Here is a 20,412-nt window from a genome sequence, read left to right as displayed (position 1 = left end):
GTATTCTTCCTACAGGAATACGAAATCTGGACTTTGAAAAATGAGGTACAATTTTTTAAATGACTCATCCGCTTTAGGCCTTGGCCGTAAGCGATTTAAAAAAGACAAAGCCAAAGCCCAAAAAGAGCATGAAATGAAAAGGAAAGAGCCCAAAATCATTTAAGGGAATTGCGCTGTACATGCCGAACAGGAAGTATACCATTAAGGCAAATTCCAAAATCATATTGGGGGATAATTTTTTTGCAAGATATTTATTTCCCTTCCAGCTATCGGTAAGGCTGTTGATGTTAAATTTCGGGGTACGAACAAATTCACTTCGCTTGCCCATATGCCCTTCCAAAACGGCCATGGAGTTGTGCAACGAAAATCCAAGTGCCACGGAAAAGAAAGTGAAGAACAGTTTTATATAGTCCACAAAATTATCGAAACTACTTCCTTGGATACTTTTGTACGTAAACCAATAACAGATGAATAGGATTACCGTACTTAATACAAAAAAGCTCAAGACAGAAAACACCCAATCAAACTGGGGGAATATCTCCTTGATGTACATTGTAGGGATACTTAATATGGATACTAAAAAAACACATAGGAACATGGAACTGTTCAACAGATGCATTACCCCATGAAATTTGGTCTTTAACGAGATGTTCTTGGCAGAAATAACACTCCAGACGGATTTCCTAAAATTTTCGGCACCACCTTTGTTCCACCGGAATTGTTGTGAACGTGCAGCGCTTATGACCACTGGAAGCTCTGCGGGGGTCTCCACGTCTTCCAAATATTTGAATTTCCAATTTTTTAATTGTGCGCGATAGCTTAGATCCAAATCTTCCGTTAGGGTATCACCTTCCCAGTTTCCGGCATCCAGGATACATTCCTTTCGCCAAATACCTGCCGTACCATTAAAGTTGATAAAATGTCCTTTCGCGTTTCGTCCCACCTGCTCCAAGGTAAAGTGGGCATCCAAGGCAAAGGCTTGAATGCGGGTTAGCGTGGAATAATCTCGATTAATATGCCCCCAACGGGTCTGAACCACACCTATTTCCTCATCCTTAAAGTAAACAACGGTTTTTTTGAGCCAATCACCTGAGGGAAGAAAGTCTGCATCGAATATGGCTATGAAATCGCCTTTTGCAATTTTCAAACCTTCCTTGAGGGCACCTGCCTTAAAGCCCTCACGGTTTTCCCGACGTATGTGCTGAATGTCCAGTCCGGTTTCTTGTAGTGCACTTATTCTAGCGGCCGTCTCGTTAACGGAGTCATCCGTGGAATCGTCCAAAACCTGGATTTCGAGCTTACTTTTAGGATATTCGATTTTTGCAATGTTCTCCAATAAACGTTCCACCACATATTCTTCATTGTATATGGGAAGTTGTATGGTCACAAATGGAATCTCCCGGGGATCCAGAAGATTGAATTTTGGAGCCTCCTGGTTACGCTTCTTATATCCTAAATAATTGACCAGAAGATTCAATTGGGCCAAGCTATAGAAGAAAATCAATAACAGCGCAATACTGTAAATGGCGATAATGATGTAAGCAATTAGTAGTCCCATATTATTTAATGCTATACTTAAATATCCAACCCAATATTTTTACGCCCGCAAATATACTACCTTTTACGGTACCTGACACCTTGGAAATTCCAATTCTTTTCTTGTAACGTACTGGTACTTCGGTATATGTCAATTTCCTTTTTAACGCCTTTAGCTGCATTTCCACTGTCCAGCCGTAGGTCTTGTCCTCCATTTCCAGTGTTAATAACTTATCATACTTTATAGCCCTAAACGGTCCAAGATCCGTAAATGTTGCCCCAAAGAGTAATTTCATTAAAAAGGTGGCCAACCAATTACCGAAAACTTGTTGCGGTGTCATGCTTCCTTCTTCCCTCAGTCGTTTTACCCGTGCACCTATTACAAAATCAGTATCTTTTTCCAAAATTGGAGCAACCAACTCATGAAGCTCTTCCGGATAATCGGAATAGTCTCCGTCGATAAATACGATGATGTCCGGTAGTTTGGATTGTTTGGCCACATAATCCATTCCACATAGACAAGCATAACCATAACCTTTCCGGTTTTCGGACAGAACGGTAGCCCCCGCTTTTTTTGCATTTTTAATTGTGTCGTCCGTAGAATTATTGCTCACTACTACGATTTCCGATACTATATCCGGAATTTCTGCAATTACTTTAGAAATGGAATCGGCCTCGTTAAAGGCGGGGATGATGACCTTGATATCCGTCATTAGCGTAAATCGGAAAGTTTGTTTTCGCGATTAAAACTACTAAAATCAAACCATTCCTTAATTTTTTCGCCATTTTTATACTTTTCAGCAGAGGTCAATTTTTCGTTCTTGTACTTAAGGCAGTATCCATTTTTCCTTCCATTGTTCAATTGACATTTATGATCTATTCTTCCTTTTAGGTCATAAAACAACCACCATCCTGTCTTTTTTCCATTCTTGTAATGGCCCTCCTTTGTTCTTATATTGTTTTTGGTGTAGAAATACCAATATTTGTCCTTGGTATTATTTTTATAGCGCCCTTCTTCGGATAACCTTCCATTGGTATGGTAAAACTTCCAGTATCCCTTTTTCTTGCCATTCTCCAACCAACCTTCCGACTTTAGCTCCCCGGTATCATAATATTCTTTATGATATCGGGCCGATTTTTCAGAAGGAGTCCCGTACATCAAAAAAACGGCAATTAAAATAAGAAGCTTAGCAGACATGGTGCCTTTACTTTTGATTTACAAGATCCATCAAATTCACATCGTTGCCCAGTAAAACCTCAGTGGGATTGATGCGGCCTTTCTGCGGGCCATTTTCCAGCTTCAATACACCCCTGGGGCATACCGCTGAACAAATACCACAGCCCACACAACTAGAACGTACAATATTCTCTCCTTTTTGGGCATAGGCCCGGACATCGATGCCCATTTCGCAATACGTAGAGCAGTTGCCACAGGAAATGCATTGTCCTCCGTTGGTGGTTATCCTAAACCTTGAAAACAGTCTTTGCTGAAAGCCCAAAATTGCGGCCATAGGGCAGCCGAAACGACACCATACCCGATTTCCAAAAATGGGGTAAAACCCTGTACCGATAACTCCTGAGAAGATGCTTCCTATCAAAAAGCCATAGGTTTTACGGAGGGTTTCGGATTTAAAAAGAAAGATGTTTCCGTCTCCACTGAAAAAATGAAGTCCGATCAATGCCATTATGATAACAAAATAGCCGACGGCCCCGTATTTGGCATCTTTTTGCAACTGTTCCCGTTTATAGAGCATTACCCAAACAAATATGGCGGTCAATATCAACGCCACACCGCCCAGGAAAACACTTTTGGTCAACCAATATTTACTGGTGTCATTGCCCAAATAGGAATAGATTACAGCAGTAGTCATTAGGGTCACAAACACGACAACGCTATGTACCACCCAACGCTCTACTTTCCAAGCCATCTTTGATTTATCGCTTAAATGCCGAAAAGAATCCCCGGCCGTCTCCGCCAGTGCCCCGCACCCACATACCCAGGAGCAATACCAGCGTTTTCCATACTTGAAGGTTAATATGGGGGAAATCACAAAAATGGAAAGTATTCCAAAAATAAGCATAGCCATACCTATGTCCCCGGAATCAATAAAGCCGTTTATACGGTAACGCTCAAAGTTATAATAGTTTAAAGGCCACATGTTCTTTAAATCGTAATAGGGAATCTTACCATTGAGCCTGGCCATGATCTCGGGAATAAGAAAGGCGAAAGCGGTCTGAAAAAACATCACGCTTATAGTCCTTATTTTTTCGTAACGGTTGTGGCGATATTTCCAGATGAACTTAACACCGAAGGCCAATATGGCCACTGTGTAAAGCGTACCATATACGAACCATTGACTGGCAGGATTCCCACTTAACAGTCTGCTCAATGGGTCAAACAATGCAATAACTCCTGTGTTTTCGCCATCCTTTACCAATCCCAGATATTGGGGGTAAAAGTAAAGGACCACATAAAAACCCGTTAGTGCTATCCCTGCAATCCAGCCCCAAAGCCCCCTGCTTGAGACCGATTTAAACCATACACCATCATTTTTGATGCCTTTGAGTTTGCTGGCATAGGCGGCTTGGGAAAACCAAAAGACCCCGATAAATATTGCGGAGAGGGAAATGGTCAACCACAAACCTTTATTGGGAAAACTTATATTAAATAAGGCTAGGGTAAGAATGCCCAATCCGGACATTCCTAAAAGAGTAGCTAATTTTTGGCCTGTGTTGAGTGCCTCTGGCGGTTGTCCTGTAAGGGCCATACTTTTATCGTAAGTGCTCATATATTCTTAATAGTTTATGGCTATCGGTTTTGGCAAAAGCTGGCTTCAAAGGCCAATTTTTGTCCAAAACGTTCAACCCAATGCAAATACTCGTTTTAAACTTTTCTTTTTCGATGTTATGGATTTTCCGAAATCCGAATTGAACTTGGATGTTAGTTCGTTTTCGTAGTGCGCATAAAACTCAGGGTCAAAATTGGCATCAGCGAGATGTTCTATCACGTAATCCACATGGCGTTTTTCGGTGAGCCATCGGTCAAAAATCTCATGCCGCAAGCGAATCCCAAAGGTATTGATGCCCAAAAAAAGTCCGGTTTCCTTATGAAAGGAAATAGTGATGCAAACTTTCTCCTTGGAATGCCTCCAGTGAAAATGCCGCTCATACTCTTTCATTCCCCGTTCACTAAATACCCACCCATAGGTTTGGTATTCAATGTCCAGAAACTTGGCGGAATTGAACCAGTGCCCTGGATTATATTGTGTTTTGTTGCCGCAAATGGTCTGGGCCACAGCTTCACCCATCATCCGACCTGTATACCAAACAGCTTCTATGGGTCTTCGATTCCCAATAGCCTCATGTTGCTCGGCACAATCCCCGATAGCGTAAACATACGGGATATTCGTCTCTAAATAACGATTGACCTTTACGCCCCGGCCCAGTTCAATTCCGGAATCCTTCAAAAAGTCTATATTCGGAGATACACCCGCTGTGAGTCCTACTAAATTGCATTCTATGGTATCTCCCTTGTCCGTGATAACCGCTCTGGCATGTCCACTATCGTCTGCCAGTATCTCCACAAGGTTGGTCTCTAATCTCAGGTCAATATGGTGTTCCGCAATATGCTCATTTAGCATTTGGGATTCCCCTTTAGGAAGTACTCCGTTCCAAAAGCTGGTTTCCCGTACTAAAAAGGTAACTGGAATATCACGGGAACGCAGCATTTCGGCCAGTTCTATTCCGATAAGGCCTCCACCGACAATTACTGCTCGTTGGCAAACATCCTTATTTGGAGCACTCACTTCCAATGCATCCAAATCCTGTTTGGAATATAAGCCTTGGACACCTTTTAAATCTTGCCCCGGCCAACCAAATTTATTGGGCTTGGACCCTGTGGCTATGATAAGTTTGTCGTAATCAATAGTCCTCCCGTTTTTTAATACCAGGTTCTTTCCAGTATGCTCTATCTTTTCCACATAGCCATTTACCAAATCTATCCGATTCTTTTCCCAAAACCAATTTTCATAGGGTTGGGTGTGTTCAAATTTCATATGACCCATGTATACATACATGAGTGCGGTACGTGAAAAGAAATAATCCGTTTCTGCAGAAACTATGGTGATTTTTTTATCGGATTTTTTTCGGATATGTCTTGCAGCTGTAACACCCGATATTCCGTTACCAATAATTACGATATGTTCCATAGGATTGTGTTGGATTTGCGAGTTAGGTCGTTTCTAAAAATAAGAACTTAATCCATAGCATTAATTTAGAAAGAATTTAAATATGGGTAACTTTCGTAAGGACGGGATTGTTATTTCGAACGTGCAAGCCTTTGTTAGTCAAATCCTTAAATAAATCATAAAATTTGAATTTTTCTGTAGGGATGTTAAAAACACACCGACCTAAGCGCCAACATTACCTTAACAAAATTTACCTTATGAAACGCTCTATCTTAATGTTGATATTTTTGGTGCCTACCTTTGTGGCCCTAGGTCAGACCACCACAACTTTTTTTTCCGATGCCGATGTATTTCTCAAAGAATATGTGCAAGACGGAAGGGTGGATTATAAGGCGCTTAAGAAAGACCCCGCGCAACTGGATGCACTGATAAAAATGGCCGAAGGAATGTCCATTTCTAAGGACCATTCCGATGTTTATCAGGCCTTTTGGATCAATGGATATAATTTACATGTTATTAAAGGTATTGTTGAGAATTATCCGTTAAAATCGCCCTTGGATATTCCCGGTTTTTTTGATAAGACGGAACGGAACATAGGGGGTAAGAGGATTACCCTGAACGACATTGAGAACAAGCTGTTACGGGGCAACTTCCCTTCGGAGCCACGTTTTCATTTTGTCCTTGTATGTGCAGGCTTGGGATGTCCCCCCATTATAGCCGAAGCGTATCTACCATCCAAGTTGGATTCTCAATTGGAGCGGCAGACCAAGAAAGCATTGAACGACCCTAATTTTATCAGGATAAATAAAAATAAGGTTAAGGTGTCCCAGATTTTTGAATGGTACAAGGGAGACTTTACCCAAAATGGACAAAAACTTTCAGATTTCATTGACATCTATAGGATGGAAAAGTTGCCGGGAAAGGCAAAAATATCCTACTATCCTTATGACTGGACATTGAATGAAATCCAATAAATAAATACCCTTCAATTTACAGCGGTAAACAAGCGGATAATGATTCGCCTAGAAATAACTATTCCATAAATTAAAGACAATTGTTATGAAATCAATTAAAAACTACGTTCTCCTAGTTGTATCGGCGACTTTCTCTTTGGCGACATTTGCCCAGGACGATCCTCCGCAACAGAGCAATATTCAGCAATATACCCCTTCAAAATTGATTGGGAAGGGACAATGGGACCTCAAATGGTTCAATAATCTTTACACGGAGACAGAGGATACATTCACGGGCGATATCCCAAGAAATACTTTCTTTACCTCTACCTTGGAGGTATATACAGGTGTTGGACAAAATAAAAGATGGAATGTTGGGGCCATATTTGAATTCCGTTCCAATGTAATTGGAGGCCGGGGGGCCTTGGAGGTTTTTCAGTTTGACGGAGAGGAAGGCACGGCGCGCTCCGGGTTTACCTCCATTGCCCCTTCGGTTAAATTTGTACCGATAGCTTCTGTCAGTAATTTCAGTATCCAAAGCTCCTTTTTTATCCCACTAGTAGACAATGAAGTGGAAAATGGGGTATTCTTGGATCAAAATGGATTTATATGGCAAAATCGTTTTTTTTATGATTATACCTTTCCTGGAAACAAATGGCAAATATTTTCCGAAATCAATTCCGAACTCAACTTTGGTGATGCCGATAAAAGTTTTGCCAATAATAGCTTAAGACTTACGCCTGGCGTTTTTCTAAGCTATTTTCCAAGCAGTAAGTTTACGGTACTTGTTCTGGCCCAACATTCGCAGTTATTGGATTTGGGAAGTGATTTTTCGCAGGACTTTACTGCCCTTGGTGGTGGTGCCAAATATCAGCTGACCAAAGAACTGAATGTGGAATTTTTGTATACGAACTTTGTAAGGGGCTCCGATACGGGACTGGGAGAGACCTTTAACATAGGATTGCGGGCCATTTTCTAGCCCCCATTTCTGTAAATGCCGTATTTTAGAGGTCTTAATGCCATTTTTTAGTGAAAAAATTAGGACTTCTTTTTTTGTGTTCCCTCCAGTTTTCCTGTTCCAGTCAGATCAAGGAAAAAATAAATGGGGTAAGTTTTGTGGCTTCCCGCGAAGAGGTAGCGCAGAAACATGTCGAAAAAGTATTGAAAATCCATGCGAATCATGCCGCTGTCATGCCTTTTGCGTTTACACGGAACATACATTCGCCCGAAGTGATTTTTGATACGGACCGGCAATGGTTCGGCGAGACAAAAGAGGGTGCCAAACAATATATCGAGTTGTTGAAGAAGAATGGAATAAAGATAATGCTCAAGCCCCAAATCTGGATTTGGCGTGGAGAATATACCGGGACCCTCAAAATGCAATCCGAGGGGGACTGGAAATCATTGGAAGCCTCCTATAAAAAGTTTATTTTGAGTTATGCCCAGTTAGCGGAAGAGACCCAGGTATCCATTTTTTGTATTGGAACAGAGTTGGAGCAATTTGTAAAAAACCGGCCTAACTATTGGAAGGAATTAATTCATGAAATTCGGGGAAAGTATTCCGGGAAACTCACCTATGCCGCTAATTGGGACGAATATCCTCGGGTCCCGTTTTGGGAACAACTGGATTATATTGGTATTGATGCCTATTTTCCATTATCCGAGGAAAGAGACCCAACTGCTGACCAACTACGAATAGGATGGGAAAAATGGAAAGTGGCAATGGCAGAACTTTCAGAAAGTGTTAAAAAACCAGTGCTATTCACAGAATTTGGTTACCGGAGCATGGACTATACCGCTAAAAAGCCTTGGTTGGTAGATTATAATGAGGAGAAGACAAATTTGGATGCCCAGGCTACGGCTACCCAAGTTGTTTTTGACGAATTTTGGAGCCAGGATTGGTTCGCAGGGGGCTATATATGGAAGTGGTTTATAGACCATGAAAAATCTGGAGGACCAGAAGATAATCGTTTCACACCTCAGAACAAACCAGCGGAGGAAACTATTAAGGCACATTATAAAATAGATTGATTTGAAATCCTATCCTGTTTTATTGGCGTTGGTCCTATGTAGCTGCTCGGTAGATGAGGAAATACTCAGCGGAACCCTTAGGGCCGTGGTAGAAGATCGAGAATTTGTTTTGGACAACGTCATTGCCTGTGCCGCAAGCAGTGAAACTGGGGATCTTACCCATGTTTTTCTGTATCCGAGACCAGGTGCCACGGATATTCGATATTTTGAGACTTCCTCTTTGGAGGCGGACAAAAATAATTTTGCCGAATATAAAGAGGTTGAGTTAATCCCAAAAGATGTTTTCAACGGATATTTAAAACAAGTGGACACTCAGGTAGAGGAGGGTAAATGGGTCATTGTTTCGTTCGAGGAAGAAGGCAAGATACATTTGTGCAATCCTATCAGGATAAAAAAAGATTCCAGGCCTACAGAGTACTTGGCAGAAAATGTAGAAGTAGCGGATATAGATTCACCCACGCCGCATTTTTCTTGGACAGATGGCACGTATAATGATACCATAATATATTTTCAAGTGGTTTCCACCAGTGATGACGACTTATTGTCCGGCACCTACACTCAAGAACAAATGTTTCGCTATTACAATACGGAAAATGTAACTTTAAATATAACCCGAGGTGCACCCCCTGATCTGATTATAGGTCGTTCCTATGGATTTACCTTGATGGGGGTCAGCGAGGATAACTGGGTAAATCTCTTTTCCGAACTATCCTTTACAATACAGGAAAACTAAAAGCAACCTTTTTATGAGACTATTCGGTGCGATCTGCTTTTTTCTTCTTGGACTACATGCTTTTTCGCAGACCACCATAGTAAACATAGAAATTCAAGGAACCAAAAAAACAAAGCCCGTTTTTCTCAAAAAACTGCTACAGGTGCAGGAGGGTCAAGAATTGGATTCCGTAGTAATCGAAAAGGATATACAACGTTTAAAACGTTTGCCGTCTATTTCCCACGCCGATTTTGAAGTAATAATGGGCAATAGTAGCCAGTGCGACCTTCGCTTTACTATTGAAGAGAATTTTACCCTTATCCCTTTCGCCAACTTTTATAGTACGGTAAACGACGAGTTGGCCTTTCGGTTGGGGCTACAGGAGTTCAATCTTTTAGGTCGTAACATTACCTTGGGGGTCTTTTACCAAAGGGACGTCTTCAATTCCTATGGAGTAAACCTTAGGGCGCCCAATCTGTTCGGTAAACGCACCGGGGTGTCCCTCACTTATCAAGATTTTACCACGCGCGAGCCGGTTTTTTTATCCGAGGGTACCGCAGATTATAGGTACAACAATAGATCTTTTGAGGCCTTGCTGTTACACGAGTTTAATTTTAAGAATCGTATTGAAGTCGGAATGAATTTCTTTACAGAGGATTACAGCTATATTACTGGGGCCACATCGCCCAATGTGCCGCAAGACCTGGTCGTGGATAAGTATTTATACAAGCTCATTTACAATTTTGACGCCCTTCGTTACTACTATCAATACATATCCGGATTCCGCAGTATACTCAATTTTCAATACGTTCGTAGCCAGGATCAGCGCCTCCCTGGGTTTTGGATCGGCTTCAATGACTTTATGTTCTTTAAGCGTGTGGGAAAGAAAGGGAATTGGGCCAATAGGTTACGTTTGGGAATTTCCGATAATGTTGAAACCCCCTTTGCCCCTTTTGCCTTGGATAATAACCTAAATATTCGTGGTGTGGGAATTCTGATCGATCGTGGTACTGGAGCCATTGTATTGAATACGGAATTTAGGCAGACCTTAGTAGAAAAGGATTGGTTTGTACTGCAAGGCAATGTTTTTGTGGATAGTGGTTCTTGGCGTTTACCTGGAGGCAGTTTTTCCGATTTTGTGGATTACGATAATGTTCGGGTCTATCCTGGAGTAGGACTTCGATTTATCCACAAACGTATTTTCAATGCTATTTTTCGAATCGATTATGGGTTCGGACTTATAACCAATGATTCCTCAAGTGGAGGCATTGTATTTGGTATCGGGCAGTATTTTTAAGGGATGCTTCAATACCATTGGCCTTGGGGATTAGGTCTTTAGAAAACACAGGATTCAAGGGCCGATATACGAGGAAAATACTCCTAGGGATGCATTGTCCATTATCACATAAATTTTGGTACGGTCGTTTTGCTCAGTTAAATGCAGCCCGAAACTCCAATGGTGTTTGCCTGGTTTTGGATTTAAACAATTTACTGAAGGATTGTGGATGTTCAAACCCCAATTCATAGGCAATTTCACTCACTGACAATTTAGTGGTCGATAATTTCACTTTTGCTCTTTCAATCAATTTGTTGTGAATATGTTGCTGAGTGGTCTGTCCGGTTAAACTCTTTAGCATACTGCTCAGATAATCAGGGGTGAGGTTCAATTCTTGGGCAATATCATGTACCGAAGGCAAGCCTCGATCCACTAGTGGTTCGCTATTGAAATAATCTTCCAGTATGCTTTCCAATCTCTCCAATATTTGATGATTGGAAACCTTTCGGGTAAGAAATTGTCGTTGATAGAACCGTTCAGCATAATTCAAGAGTAATTCTAATTGACTAATGATGATTTGTTGACTGAACTGGTCCAGATTAGCCTGATATTCGGCCCTTACATTTTGAAGAATTCCAGTGATAATGTTTTCTTCTTTTTCCGATAGGAAAAGGGCTTCTCGTACCGAATAATTAAAGAATGGATATTTTATGATGTTTCGTGCCAATGAAGTTCCAAATAAAAAGTCGGGATGAATGGCCAATATCCACCCTGAGGGTTTATGGGTGGTTGCATCCGCTTCGATCAATTGCACGGAAATTACCTGCTCTGGAGAAAAAAAGGTCATTAGGCCTTCATCAAAATCATAGGATTGTTGACCATAGCGGTATTTGCCACTAACATTTCGTTTTATCGAAATGGTATAAAATCGCTGTATCCATTTCAGTTCATTATTTACGGGGGTAGGTCTAATTTTGCTGTAATCCAGTAAACTTATGAGGGGATGTTCCGGAGGTGAAAGTCGATTAAAACGATGTAAGTCGCTTATGGTGTTCAATGTCTCTATTCTTGTATGGGCCATACGTAAAGGTATTTAGAATTTTAATTTAAGGCTTTTATTGCAGGCAAACTCCTAGTTTCATTTCATGAAGAAACAGGTGATGTTCTTTAATCACCTGTTATTTTTCTGATCGATACTTTACCTTAGGCTTTTAACCTTAACATTTCCCCCATACCAAAGGCATTATAAAGACCTTCATGAATTTGTGCCAATTGATTGTTGTATGGCTCAATATGTGCCCCCATCCCCATGTTATCAACGACGGTTCGCATGGGTCGTTGTCCTGCTGGAGTACGGATAAGATCAGCTATGGCGTCTGCTACATTTTGAGGGTTCTGGGCAGGATTGCCCGCCAATGCACCCTCAAAACTCTCAAACGCCTGCTTTGGTGCATGGACCATCTCGCCGTAGCCCTCATTTTGGGAAAGGTCCGAAGGTTGCATTAGATTTGTCATAAATCCGGTGGGATAACCTCCTGGCTCTACTATACAGGAATCTACCCCAAAACCGGACAGTTCTACCCTATAGTTTTCGGCCAACGCTTCCAAGGCCCATTTGGATGCATTGTACGGGCCGTAAAAAGGAAATGCAATTCTTCCCAAAAGGCTCGAAACATGAACAAGCAAACCAGAGCCCTGATTTCTAAAATGGGGAAGTATGGCCCTATTTATGCGTTGTACACCAAATACATTCACATCGAATAGGCGTTTAAAGTCATCAATGGTAAATTGCTCTTGAATCCCCAAGACACCAATTCCTGCATTATTAACAACCACATCTAAACCATCCAAAAGATCAATGGCTTTTGCCATACCCGAATTTACACTTTCGTCATTGGTAACATCAATATTGACAATTTTTGCACCCAACGCCGATAGTTCATCGGCTACGGCCTTGTTTTTTGATTCCGTATTTCGCATTGTGGCTACAACACTATGGCCTTGGTCCAGTAATGTTTTTACCGTTAAGGCTCCAAAGCCCCCATTGGCACCTGTAATTAAAATTTTTGACATGATTTTGATTTTTTAATTTCTTTAATAATGCAAAGTTGCCTGTAAAAGGATTATTCCATGTAGCCGAATCCGTGATTATCGTAGTGAGAAACGACTTTAGTAGCCATTTAACCAGACATTTTTTCGAAAAGCGAGGGACTTTTATAGGATTTTTTAACTAGTAGGTCGAATATGGAGGCCTTATAAACCGTTTCGCCCAAGGAAATTTCCGATTCTCCAATGGGTACGATATAATGAAGCCGGAGGTTGCAAACTCCAATACTTTTGAATGGCCATGGGCACTCCTATATTTTCCTTATCTTGATGAGTCGAATAGCCAGGAGATAAAATCTATTAACAGTGTAAATAAGAACCCATGGAAAAGCGATTTAAGGATAAGGTTATTGTGGTTACGGGGGGTTCAAAAGGTATGGGTAAGGCTGTATGCGAACTTTTTCACAATGAAGGTGCAAAGGTAGCTGCCTTGGATGTTGATGAAAAGGCGGGAAACGAATTTAGGACTGGATTCAGAACGAACTTTTTGTTCAAAAAATGTGATGTCTCCGATAATAGGCAGGTAACAGAGTGTTTTAAAGATGTCATAAAAGCGTTTGGAGAGATCAATTATCTGGTCAACAATGCGGGTGTATTGGGCTATACCGATGCTGTGACCACAACCGAGGCGGAATGGGATCGGGTCATGGATATTAATCTAAAGAGTGCATGGTTATGTGCACGGCAAGCGATTCCGTCGATGCAAAGAATTGGGAAAGGTTGTATTGTCAATGTAGCTAGTGTTAATAGCTTTCATTGTCAAAAAAACACCATGCCCTATGCCACAAGTAAGGCCGCCTTATTAGGGTTGACCCGAAGTATTGCCGTGGACTTTAAACCTCAAATACGCTGCGTAGCCATTTGTCCTGGTACCGTGGATACGCCCATGTTACACGAGGCACTGGATTCTTTTGAACACCCTGATAAGGTGATGGGCGAATTAAACGATATACATCTAACGGGCCGAATTGGCCAAGCAGCGGAAATTGCCGAACTAGTCGCGTATCTATGTGGGGAGAGCGGGAGTTTTATTACGGGTCAGGCAATCCGTATAGATGGCGGTTTGGGTATTGAACTGGGGGGTGTAGAATAAAAAATGTCCTTGTGGAAGGTATGGAAATTACAAAAACGGTTGTATGAATCCTGAGTTTTTGGAACAACTTGCCTCCGATGGTATACCCATAACAAAGACTTCGAGATTTGAACTTCTGACCGGAGGCGTTTCCAGCGAAATCTACAGGATAGATACAGTGGGGAAAACCTTTGTGGTAAAAAGGGCCTTGAAAAAGCTTAAGGTCCAATCAGATTGGTTCGCGGATGTCTCCCGAAATGATTTCGAAATCAAGTATTTGGAATATGTCTCCCAGTTTTTGCCGGAAGCCGTTCCCAGACTACTGGGTAAGGGGCAGGGCTATTTTGTCATGGAATTTCTGGACAAAGGCTTCGCCAATTGGAAGACCTTGTTAATGGAAGGAGAATTCCAAGAGTCTCACGCCCGGGAAGCTGGCAAGCTACTAGGGAGAATCCATCAGTATTCCTATTCCGAAAACGTTGTTGCAGAACAGTTCAATTCCCTTCAAAACTTTACCCAGTTGCGTATTTCACCCTACCTCTTACGCTGTGCGGAAAGGCATCCCTTGGTCGCCCGGGAAATCCTAAAAGAGGCAGAACGTTTAAAAAGCACGAATGAATGTCTGATCCATGGGGATTACAGCCCAAAAAACATTTTGATTTCAGGGAAGCGTTTGGTAATCTTAGATTGTGAAGTTGCCTTCTACGGCGACGCTGCCTTTGACATTGCCTTTTTGTCCTCACATCTTTTGCTGAAGGGGCTATATCATGCGCCCCGTAACACAAATCTTGAGAATCTTGTTAGCACTTTTCTTGTGACCTATGGCAAGCAAAGGGAAGGCTTCCAAGATTTTCAGAAGTTACAAAAACGTACCGCAATATTATTGCCCATGCTCCTTTTGGCCAGGGTAGACGGTAAATCCCCTGTAGAATACCTTGACCCGGACCGACAGGCATTGGCCAGGGAATTTGCCTTAAAGCAGATAGTGGAAAAGAATTCGGAGTTGCAGGATATCATCCAAACCTGGTTCAAAAAGCTAAAAAATTCCACCTACCTGAACTGAAGATGTTTAAAGTTCCCAACATCCATTTATATTTGTTTTCAAACATTGTCCCAAGCGTATCAGAACGTATTTTGATTAAGGTATATGGCCCGTGAGTAATAATCAGATAAAAATCAAGCAAATGATAATTAATGCCATTGAGGCTTATACCATCTTTGATTCCCGTGGCAACCCCACTGTTGAGGTAGAGGTGCAACTGAACAATGGAATAACTGGTAAGGGCGTGGCCCCGTCGGGAGCATCTACGGGACAGTATGAAGCCCACGAGCTGAGGGATGGCGATCCGTTATATTTTGATGGGAAATCAGTGAACAGGGCTATAGGGAACGTTAATGGGATTATTGCCCCAGAGCTGATAGGGAAGGATCCGAGAGACCAGAAAATGATAGATGAACTAATGATCAAGTTGGACGGAACCCCCAATAAAATAGCATTGGGAGCCAATGCCATACTTGCGGTTTCAACGGCCGTTGCAGCAGCCGCAGCAAATGCGCTAGGCTTTCCTTTGTTTGCCTATTTGGGAAAAGAAGAAGGAAATCTGCTTCCAATTCCGGAGATTCAAATTATTGGTGGCGGTGCCCATGCCCAATGGCGCACCGATGTCCAGGATTTTTTATTGATTGCCAACGGGGCCAATAGTTACGAGGAAACTTTGGAAATTACTTCCAATGTATTTAGAGCCACTGGCGAGATCCTTAAAGGGCAAAATCGATATTTTGGCGTGGCGGATGAAGGAGGGTATTGGCCAGAATTCGAAAGTCATGCCCAAATCTTTGAAACCTTTATAAAGGGTATCGAAAAAGCTGGATACAGACCTGGAACCGATGCCTCGATCGCTTTGGATATTGCGGCCAGTGACCTATATGACGAGAAAAGTAAGACCTACCGTTTTCGCTTGGAGAACAAAGTGTTTAGTCAGGATGATTTTTTTGGTATGATATGTGGTTGGTTGGATAAATACCCCATCATTTCCATAGAAGACCCTTTCGCGGACACTGATTTGGAAAATTGGAAAAAATTGACCCAAAACTATGGGGATAGGGTTCAAATTATCGGAGATGACCTTTTTACTACCAATCCGGAAAGGATCAAATATGGCATTCAACATGAATTGGCCAATGCCGTGTTGGTTAAACTCAACCAGATAGGCACGGTTACAGAAACTCTGGAAGCCATACAGATAACCCAAAATGCCGGGTGGCGGCCTGTAATTTCTGCAAGGAGCGGGGAGACCGAGGATAGCTTTATTAGTCATTTGGCGGTTGCCAGCAATGCTGGACAATTAAAAGTAGGGTCCTTTACGCGAAGTGAGCGCATGGCTAAATGGAATGAAGTGCTAAGGATCAAACGTGTATTGGCCTCAAAGGCCCAATTTCAGAATTGGCACATCGTTTGACATTCACAACCTTTTTTATCATCGGTTTTTTTCTTGGCTTACATCCCGTGAGCAATTTAGTTTGAGCCTTGGAGTTTTTCAGGGACAACAGACCCTTATGGATAAGGTCATGAAGGTATTCATGCCCGGACAGAATAGGACTTTCCTAGGCGTCCAGCAATCCATGCTTTTCCAGAAATGTTTTTAGTTCACTTGTAGTAGGATTTTTAAGGAATTCTGTCCCATAGGTTACCGTTGGAAACTTTAATGCACCATCATACAAGGCCCGTACCGTGTTTTCGGCGGCCGCATCGGTTTCCACGTTGAAGTCCTCGAATTCAACCCAAATGGATTGCAGGTAATTTCTAAGATTGGCCGACTTCATACACCAATCGGCCCCGTAAAGTTTTAGACTAGGCATTGGATTTTGGTTTTAAAGGGTTCGCTATCAATTGGGGAATCTTTTCCGCATTGGACACGACAAATGGGGTAAATGACATCAACAAGATAGACACCGCAAGGAATATTTGGTAGTTGTTCTGGCTTATTAACTCATACTTCAGACCACTTTGCGCCAGGACAAATGAAAACTCCCCGATTTGGGCTATGGAGAACCCTACGGCAATTGCCGTCTTCCATTCCAGTTTCATAACTTTTACGGCCAATATACCTGCAATAGCCTTGACCAAAAGGGCAAAGAAGAACCAAAAAACAATCCACAAGGTGTCGGTCAAGAAGATTTGATAATCCAATAACATTCCCATGGATATAAAGAAAAAGCTCATAAACACGTATCTAAAGGGTAAAAAGCAGGAAATGGCCATTCGGTTGTAGTCGGTTTCCGCAATGATGAGTCCCGCTATAAAAGCGCCCAAGGCCAAGGAGAGTCCCAATTCCTCTGTAAGCAATGCAATACCAGTAACTATAAACACCGTGGCGATTAAAAAAACCTCCTGACTTTGGATTTTCATTACAGTCTTTAAAAAGAAGGGAATAACGAATTGAGCCAGTACATAGGCTATTCCTCCCATAAGGATCAACTTTCCTGACAACCACAACAATTCCTCGCCCACATTGCCGCCGGCACCAGCCAAAATAGGAGTAAACAACATCAGGGGAACGATCATAATATCCTGAAAGAGTAGAATGGCCAGTATAAACTTTCCATGCGGGGTATTGATCTTATTGTTGTCCTGAAGTACCTTAACTACAATTGCCGTACTACTCAAAGCATACAAAAATCCCCAAAAAATGCTTTCTTCCACTGAAGGTCGCATTAAGGTCCAAATGAGTATTGAGGTAAGGATAATGGTAAAGAATACCTGGGATGCACCGCCAACGAGCACATAATTTTTAATTCGCTTTAGGTTGGTGAACGAAAATTCCAGACCCACGGTAAACAATAGTAGAATAATACCGATTTCCGCATAGACTTCTACCTCTTCCATATCAGCGAAATATTTGCTGGTATTGGGACTCAAGAGTACACCGGTTATCAAATAGCCAATGATATAACGTACCTTGAGGAATTTACAAATAATAATTACCGCCGTAGCCACTCCAAAAATGGCACAGATGTTAATAAGGATATGGTGTTGCATTTAAAAAGCCAGTTTGAATTATTGCCCGGCAGCACATTAGCCTAAATGCTTAAAAGGGCATATAACACAAATATAGGCTACCCTAAAATATATTGATAACAAAAAGCCGGCCTAGGCCGGCTTTTTGGCATATATTAATTTTTTAGCTCTAAAATTTGACGGATCATTTGATTGGTAAAGCCCCATTCATTATCATACCAGGTCATTACCTTCAGTAGGTCGCCATCCACTACACGGGTCATGCTTAGATCTACTGTAGAAGCATAGGGGCTCTTGATAATATCCGAAGAAACTATAGGTTCTGTAGTAGTGTCCAAAACATGGGTATAACGTTCCGTTTTCGCCTCTTCTTCCATAATTTGATTTACCTCTTCTACAGTTACCGGTCTTTCCATAACGAAGACCATATCCGATATGGAACCTACGGGAACCGGGACCCGAATGGCAACCCCATCAAACTTTCCGGCATATTCCGGTAATGCCTTCGTCGTAGCAATAGCGGCCCCTGTGGTCGTTGGGATTAAGTTTTGGGCTCCTGCCCTTCCCATCCTAAAGTTCTTTTTGGAGGGAGCATCAACAATACCCTGGGATGCGGTATATGCGTGCACTGTGGTCATAATGGCCTTTTTTATACCTATCCTTCTGCCCAATACCTCTACAACGGGACTGATATTGTTTGTGGTGCAACTAGCGCATGAAAATACACGGGTATTTCCATCCTGTGAATTTACGCCATGGACCACAGTTGGGGTATCGGTACTTTTTGTCGGTGCGGATATCACCACCGTTTTGGCCCCGGCCTTGATATGCCTTTCCGCATCCTCGCCCAAGGTAAAAACCCCTGTACTTTCTATCACCAAATCCACTTTTTGTGCTGCCCAGGGCAATTCTTCGGGGGTCTTAATAGACGTGTACTGGATTTGCTGCCCATCAACCAGGAGTACATCGTCCTTATGCGAAACCTCTTTTTCGTAAACTCCATATACCGTGTCGTATTTTAACAAATAGGCTGTGTTTTCGATGGAAACTATATCGTTAACCGCCACAACTTCAAGTCCAGGGGTTTCATTGATAACCTTTAGGGCGGCACGACCTATACGCCCCATACCGTTAATTGCTATTCTCATATTTTTGTTCTTAGGATTAGTATGTCTTTTTTCAGTTTCTTAGTCAGAAAAACGGGAGAGAAATTACAGGAATGGAATCTTGTTTCAAAGCCTGGAATGCAATGAAATGGTTAAGGAATTCGAAAAGAATGTTGCTGATACCGTGACTATGTATTACCAATTCCCAAGCTTGGATTTACGAGCTCATTGTTAAATAAATCGTTGACAAATCTTTCTTCTCTTGGTTTCATGGTATTTTGCGTTGCCTAATTTTGTAAGGTGTTGGCCTTTTGGGCATTGTTTTTGATTTTTTATTTCGAGAAACTGAAATAGTCATGGTTTTTCTTTTGAAGAGGTTTTGTTTTTTACCCTTGTTGGTCATGCTCTATTATGGAACCCATGGTGCCAATGGGCAGGATTCCTTGTCCACCATTATAGCCCAAAAAGGGGATGGAATACTTTCCCTATTACGAAAACAAGGCATGAACCCTTATGAGGCTTATGATGATTTCATTGCCTTGAATATGGATAATCTTAGGGACAGCGTGCACCTGTACGAGGGAAGAAGTTATATAATTCCACCAATTCTTGTGGATACGGTTTCGGTTGTAGACTCCATTCAAGAACAATCCACTAAAATCAAAGAAGTGAAAGGGAAGGAATTTTCCATTTTTGGCAAAAAACATGCTTTGGTACTTCCCAAAAGTGAACGTTTAAAAGGGACAATCTATTATTTGGTCTCTGGTCATGGGGGGCCAGATCCGGGAGCTATGGCTGTTTATCGCGGGAAGTCGATTGCTGAGGATGAGTACGCCTATGATGTTACTCTGCGGTTGGCTAGGGAGTTGATAGCGCATGGAGCTACTGTACATATCATAATACGTGATCCCGATGATGGTATCCGGGACGATCGTATTCTGGAAATCGATAGGGACGAGGTGAATTATCCCAAAGAGACCATCCCCTTGAACCATGTAGCCCGATTGAAACAACGCGTGGAAGCGGTCAACAAGTTGTACCTAAAAAATAAGGGAAAGTATCAACGCCTTATTGTAACCCATGTGGATAGCCGCAGTAAAGGGCAGAATATCGATGTGTTTTTCTACCATCATGAAAAGAGCAAGAACGGAAAGAAACTAGCAGAGAGTATCCATAAGACGTTTCAGGCAAAGTACAAGAAGTTCCAACCCAATCGTACCTATTCTGGTACTTTTAGCGACCGCACATCGTTGTACCTGGTAAAGAAGACACATCCGGCCATGGCCTATATCGAAATCGGCAATATCCGTAACAAAAAGGACCAACGTAGAATTTTGGACCCTGATAACAGGCAGGCACTGGCTAAATGGATTTCTGAAGGGATATTGCTGGATTATGAAGGAGAGTGACAAAGG

At 42.0% G+C, this 20,412-nt stretch carries 19 protein-coding genes; 9 read left to right on the top strand and 10 right to left on the bottom strand.

Features of this window, described 5'->3' with window-relative positions; all coding sequences use genetic code 11:
* Positions 1-73 precede the first annotated feature (73 nt).
* The 5 genes from Q0993_RS02770 to Q0993_RS02750 form a co-directional block, all read right to left on the bottom strand.
* On the bottom strand, positions 74-1,558 hold the full coding sequence (locus Q0993_RS02770) for a glycosyltransferase (protein WP_299529564.1): 1,485 nt from the start codon (positions 1,556-1,558) through the stop codon (positions 74-76).
* A gap of 1 nt (position 1,559) precedes the next feature.
* Positions 1,560-2,249 carry a glycosyltransferase family 2 protein gene (locus Q0993_RS02765; protein ID WP_299529563.1) on the bottom strand — a complete coding sequence of 230 codons (690 nt, stop codon included), beginning with the start codon at positions 2,247-2,249 and terminating at the stop codon, positions 1,560-1,562.
* A complete protein-coding gene (locus tag Q0993_RS02760; RefSeq protein WP_299529562.1) occupies positions 2,249-2,734 on the bottom strand; it encodes a hypothetical protein in 486 nt (161 codons plus the stop codon). The genes Q0993_RS02765 and Q0993_RS02760 overlap by 1 nt, the downstream gene beginning before the upstream one ends.
* A gap of 7 nt (positions 2,735-2,741) precedes the next feature.
* Complete coding sequence (locus Q0993_RS02755) at positions 2,742-4,325, bottom strand: 4Fe-4S dicluster domain-containing protein (protein ID WP_299529561.1); 1,584 nt, start codon at positions 4,323-4,325, stop codon at positions 2,742-2,744.
* A 72-nt stretch (positions 4,326-4,397) separates the two neighbouring features.
* Complete coding sequence (locus tag Q0993_RS02750) at positions 4,398-5,744, bottom strand: FAD-dependent oxidoreductase (protein WP_299529560.1); 1,347 nt, start codon at positions 5,742-5,744, stop codon at positions 4,398-4,400.
* Positions 5,745-5,980: 236 nt separating this feature from the next.
* Here Q0993_RS02750 and Q0993_RS02745 point away from each other — a divergent pair, with 236 nt between their 5' ends.
* The 5 genes from Q0993_RS02745 (at position 5,981) to Q0993_RS02725 (ending at position 10,716) form a co-directional block, all read left to right on the top strand.
* Complete coding sequence (locus Q0993_RS02745) at positions 5,981-6,697, top strand: DUF547 domain-containing protein (RefSeq protein ID WP_299529559.1); 717 nt, start codon at positions 5,981-5,983, stop codon at positions 6,695-6,697.
* An 85-nt stretch (positions 6,698-6,782) separates the two neighbouring features.
* Complete coding sequence (locus Q0993_RS02740; protein ID WP_299529558.1) at positions 6,783-7,655, top strand: hypothetical protein; 873 nt, start codon at positions 6,783-6,785, stop codon at positions 7,653-7,655.
* 50 nt (positions 7,656-7,705) lie between these two features.
* Positions 7,706-8,707, top strand: coding sequence for a glycoside hydrolase TIM-barrel-like domain-containing protein (locus Q0993_RS02735; RefSeq protein ID WP_299529557.1), 1,002 nt, complete (start codon positions 7,706-7,708; stop codon positions 8,705-8,707).
* Position 8,708: 1 nt separating this feature from the next.
* Complete coding sequence (locus Q0993_RS02730; protein WP_299529556.1) at positions 8,709-9,440, top strand: hypothetical protein; 732 nt, start codon at positions 8,709-8,711, stop codon at positions 9,438-9,440.
* Positions 9,441-9,453: 13 nt separating this feature from the next.
* The gene (locus tag Q0993_RS02725; RefSeq protein WP_299529555.1) at positions 9,454-10,716 is read left to right on the top strand and encodes a POTRA domain-containing protein; all 1,263 of its coding nucleotides are present in this window, start codon (positions 9,454-9,456) and stop codon (positions 10,714-10,716) included.
* Between the two features lie 133 nt (positions 10,717-10,849).
* On the opposite strand, the gene Q0993_RS02720 is transcribed toward Q0993_RS02725, so the two are convergent.
* Both Q0993_RS02720 and Q0993_RS02715 read right to left on the bottom strand, forming a co-directional pair.
* Positions 10,850-11,776: an AraC family transcriptional regulator gene (locus Q0993_RS02720; RefSeq protein WP_299529554.1), complete on the bottom strand. Its 927-nt coding sequence runs from the start codon at positions 11,774-11,776 to the stop codon at positions 10,850-10,852.
* 122 nt (positions 11,777-11,898) lie between these two features.
* Positions 11,899-12,768, bottom strand: a complete 870-nt coding sequence (locus tag Q0993_RS02715; protein ID WP_299529553.1) for an SDR family oxidoreductase — start codon at positions 12,766-12,768, stop codon at positions 11,899-11,901.
* 355 nt (positions 12,769-13,123) lie between these two features.
* Here Q0993_RS02715 and Q0993_RS02710 point away from each other — a divergent pair, with 355 nt between their 5' ends.
* The 3 genes from Q0993_RS02710 (at position 13,124) to eno (ending at position 16,332) form a co-directional block, all read left to right on the top strand.
* The gene (locus Q0993_RS02710; protein WP_299529552.1) at positions 13,124-13,894 is read left to right on the top strand and encodes an SDR family oxidoreductase; all 771 of its coding nucleotides are present in this window, start codon (positions 13,124-13,126) and stop codon (positions 13,892-13,894) included.
* A 43-nt stretch (positions 13,895-13,937) separates the two neighbouring features.
* The gene (locus tag Q0993_RS02705; protein WP_299529551.1) at positions 13,938-14,936 is read left to right on the top strand and encodes a phosphotransferase; all 999 of its coding nucleotides are present in this window, start codon (positions 13,938-13,940) and stop codon (positions 14,934-14,936) included.
* A gap of 121 nt (positions 14,937-15,057) precedes the next feature.
* Positions 15,058-16,332 carry a phosphopyruvate hydratase gene (gene eno / locus Q0993_RS02700; RefSeq protein ID WP_299529550.1) on the top strand — a complete coding sequence of 425 codons (1,275 nt, stop codon included), beginning with the start codon at positions 15,058-15,060 and terminating at the stop codon, positions 16,330-16,332.
* Between the two features lie 145 nt (positions 16,333-16,477).
* Here the strand turns inward: eno and Q0993_RS02695 are convergent, their stop codons facing one another.
* The 3 genes from Q0993_RS02695 to gap all read right to left on the bottom strand — a co-directional run bounded on the left by Q0993_RS02695 (position 16,478) and on the right by gap (position 19,039).
* On the bottom strand, positions 16,478-16,732 hold the full coding sequence (locus Q0993_RS02695; protein ID WP_299529549.1) for a glutaredoxin domain-containing protein: 255 nt from the start codon (positions 16,730-16,732) through the stop codon (positions 16,478-16,480).
* Complete coding sequence (locus Q0993_RS02690; RefSeq protein ID WP_299529548.1) at positions 16,725-17,912, bottom strand: cation:proton antiporter; 1,188 nt, start codon at positions 17,910-17,912, stop codon at positions 16,725-16,727. Before Q0993_RS02690 ends, Q0993_RS02695 begins: the two co-directional genes overlap by 8 nt.
* A 134-nt stretch (positions 17,913-18,046) precedes the next feature.
* Positions 18,047-19,039 carry a type I glyceraldehyde-3-phosphate dehydrogenase gene (gene gap / locus Q0993_RS02685; RefSeq protein WP_299529547.1) on the bottom strand — a complete coding sequence of 331 codons (993 nt, stop codon included), beginning with the start codon at positions 19,037-19,039 and terminating at the stop codon, positions 18,047-18,049.
* Between the two features lie 359 nt (positions 19,040-19,398).
* Between gap and Q0993_RS02680 the strand changes: the two genes are divergently transcribed.
* Entirely contained in the window at positions 19,399-20,406 is a 1,008-nt protein-coding gene (locus Q0993_RS02680) for an N-acetylmuramoyl-L-alanine amidase (protein WP_299529546.1), read from the top strand.
* Positions 20,407-20,412 lie beyond the last annotated feature (6 nt).

Source organism: Ulvibacterium sp., assembly GCF_028285715.1.
Taxonomy (GTDB): domain Bacteria; phylum Bacteroidota; class Bacteroidia; order Flavobacteriales; family Flavobacteriaceae; genus Ulvibacterium.
This window is presented reverse-complemented; position numbering and strand designations above follow the sequence as displayed.

Coding starts and splice junctions, on each gene's coding strand:
- gap (WP_299529547.1), bottom strand. CDS start 19,039: ATGAGAATAGCAATTAACGGTATGGGGCGTATAGGTCGTGCCGCCCTA.
- Q0993_RS02750 (WP_299529560.1), bottom strand. CDS start 5,744: ATGGAACATATCGTAATTATTGGTAACGGAATATCGGGTGTTACAGCT.
- Q0993_RS02770 (WP_299529564.1), bottom strand. CDS start 1,558: ATGGGACTACTAATTGCTTACATCATTATCGCCATTTACAGTATTGCG.
- Q0993_RS02690 (WP_299529548.1), bottom strand. CDS start 17,912: ATGCAACACCATATCCTTATTAACATCTGTGCCATTTTTGGAGTGGCT.
- Q0993_RS02695 (WP_299529549.1), bottom strand. CDS start 16,732: ATGCCTAGTCTAAAACTTTACGGGGCCGATTGGTGTATGAAGTCGGCC.
- Q0993_RS02765 (WP_299529563.1), bottom strand. CDS start 2,249: ATGACGGATATCAAGGTCATCATCCCCGCCTTTAACGAGGCCGATTCC.
- Q0993_RS02740 (WP_299529558.1), top strand. CDS start 6,783: ATGAAATCAATTAAAAACTACGTTCTCCTAGTTGTATCGGCGACTTTC.
- Q0993_RS02745 (WP_299529559.1), top strand. CDS start 5,981: ATGAAACGCTCTATCTTAATGTTGATATTTTTGGTGCCTACCTTTGTG.
- Q0993_RS02755 (WP_299529561.1), bottom strand. CDS start 4,325: ATGAGCACTTACGATAAAAGTATGGCCCTTACAGGACAACCGCCAGAG.
- Q0993_RS02725 (WP_299529555.1), top strand. CDS start 9,454: ATGAGACTATTCGGTGCGATCTGCTTTTTTCTTCTTGGACTACATGCT.
- Q0993_RS02715 (WP_299529553.1), bottom strand. CDS start 12,768: ATGTCAAAAATTTTAATTACAGGTGCCAATGGGGGCTTTGGAGCCTTA.
- Q0993_RS02760 (WP_299529562.1), bottom strand. CDS start 2,734: ATGTCTGCTAAGCTTCTTATTTTAATTGCCGTTTTTTTGATGTACGGG.
- Q0993_RS02720 (WP_299529554.1), bottom strand. CDS start 11,776: ATGGCCCATACAAGAATAGAGACATTGAACACCATAAGCGACTTACAT.
- Q0993_RS02710 (WP_299529552.1), top strand. CDS start 13,124: ATGGAAAAGCGATTTAAGGATAAGGTTATTGTGGTTACGGGGGGTTCA.
- eno (WP_299529550.1), top strand. CDS start 15,058: ATGATAATTAATGCCATTGAGGCTTATACCATCTTTGATTCCCGTGGC.
- Q0993_RS02705 (WP_299529551.1), top strand. CDS start 13,938: ATGAATCCTGAGTTTTTGGAACAACTTGCCTCCGATGGTATACCCATA.
- Q0993_RS02680 (WP_299529546.1), top strand. CDS start 19,399: ATGCTCTATTATGGAACCCATGGTGCCAATGGGCAGGATTCCTTGTCC.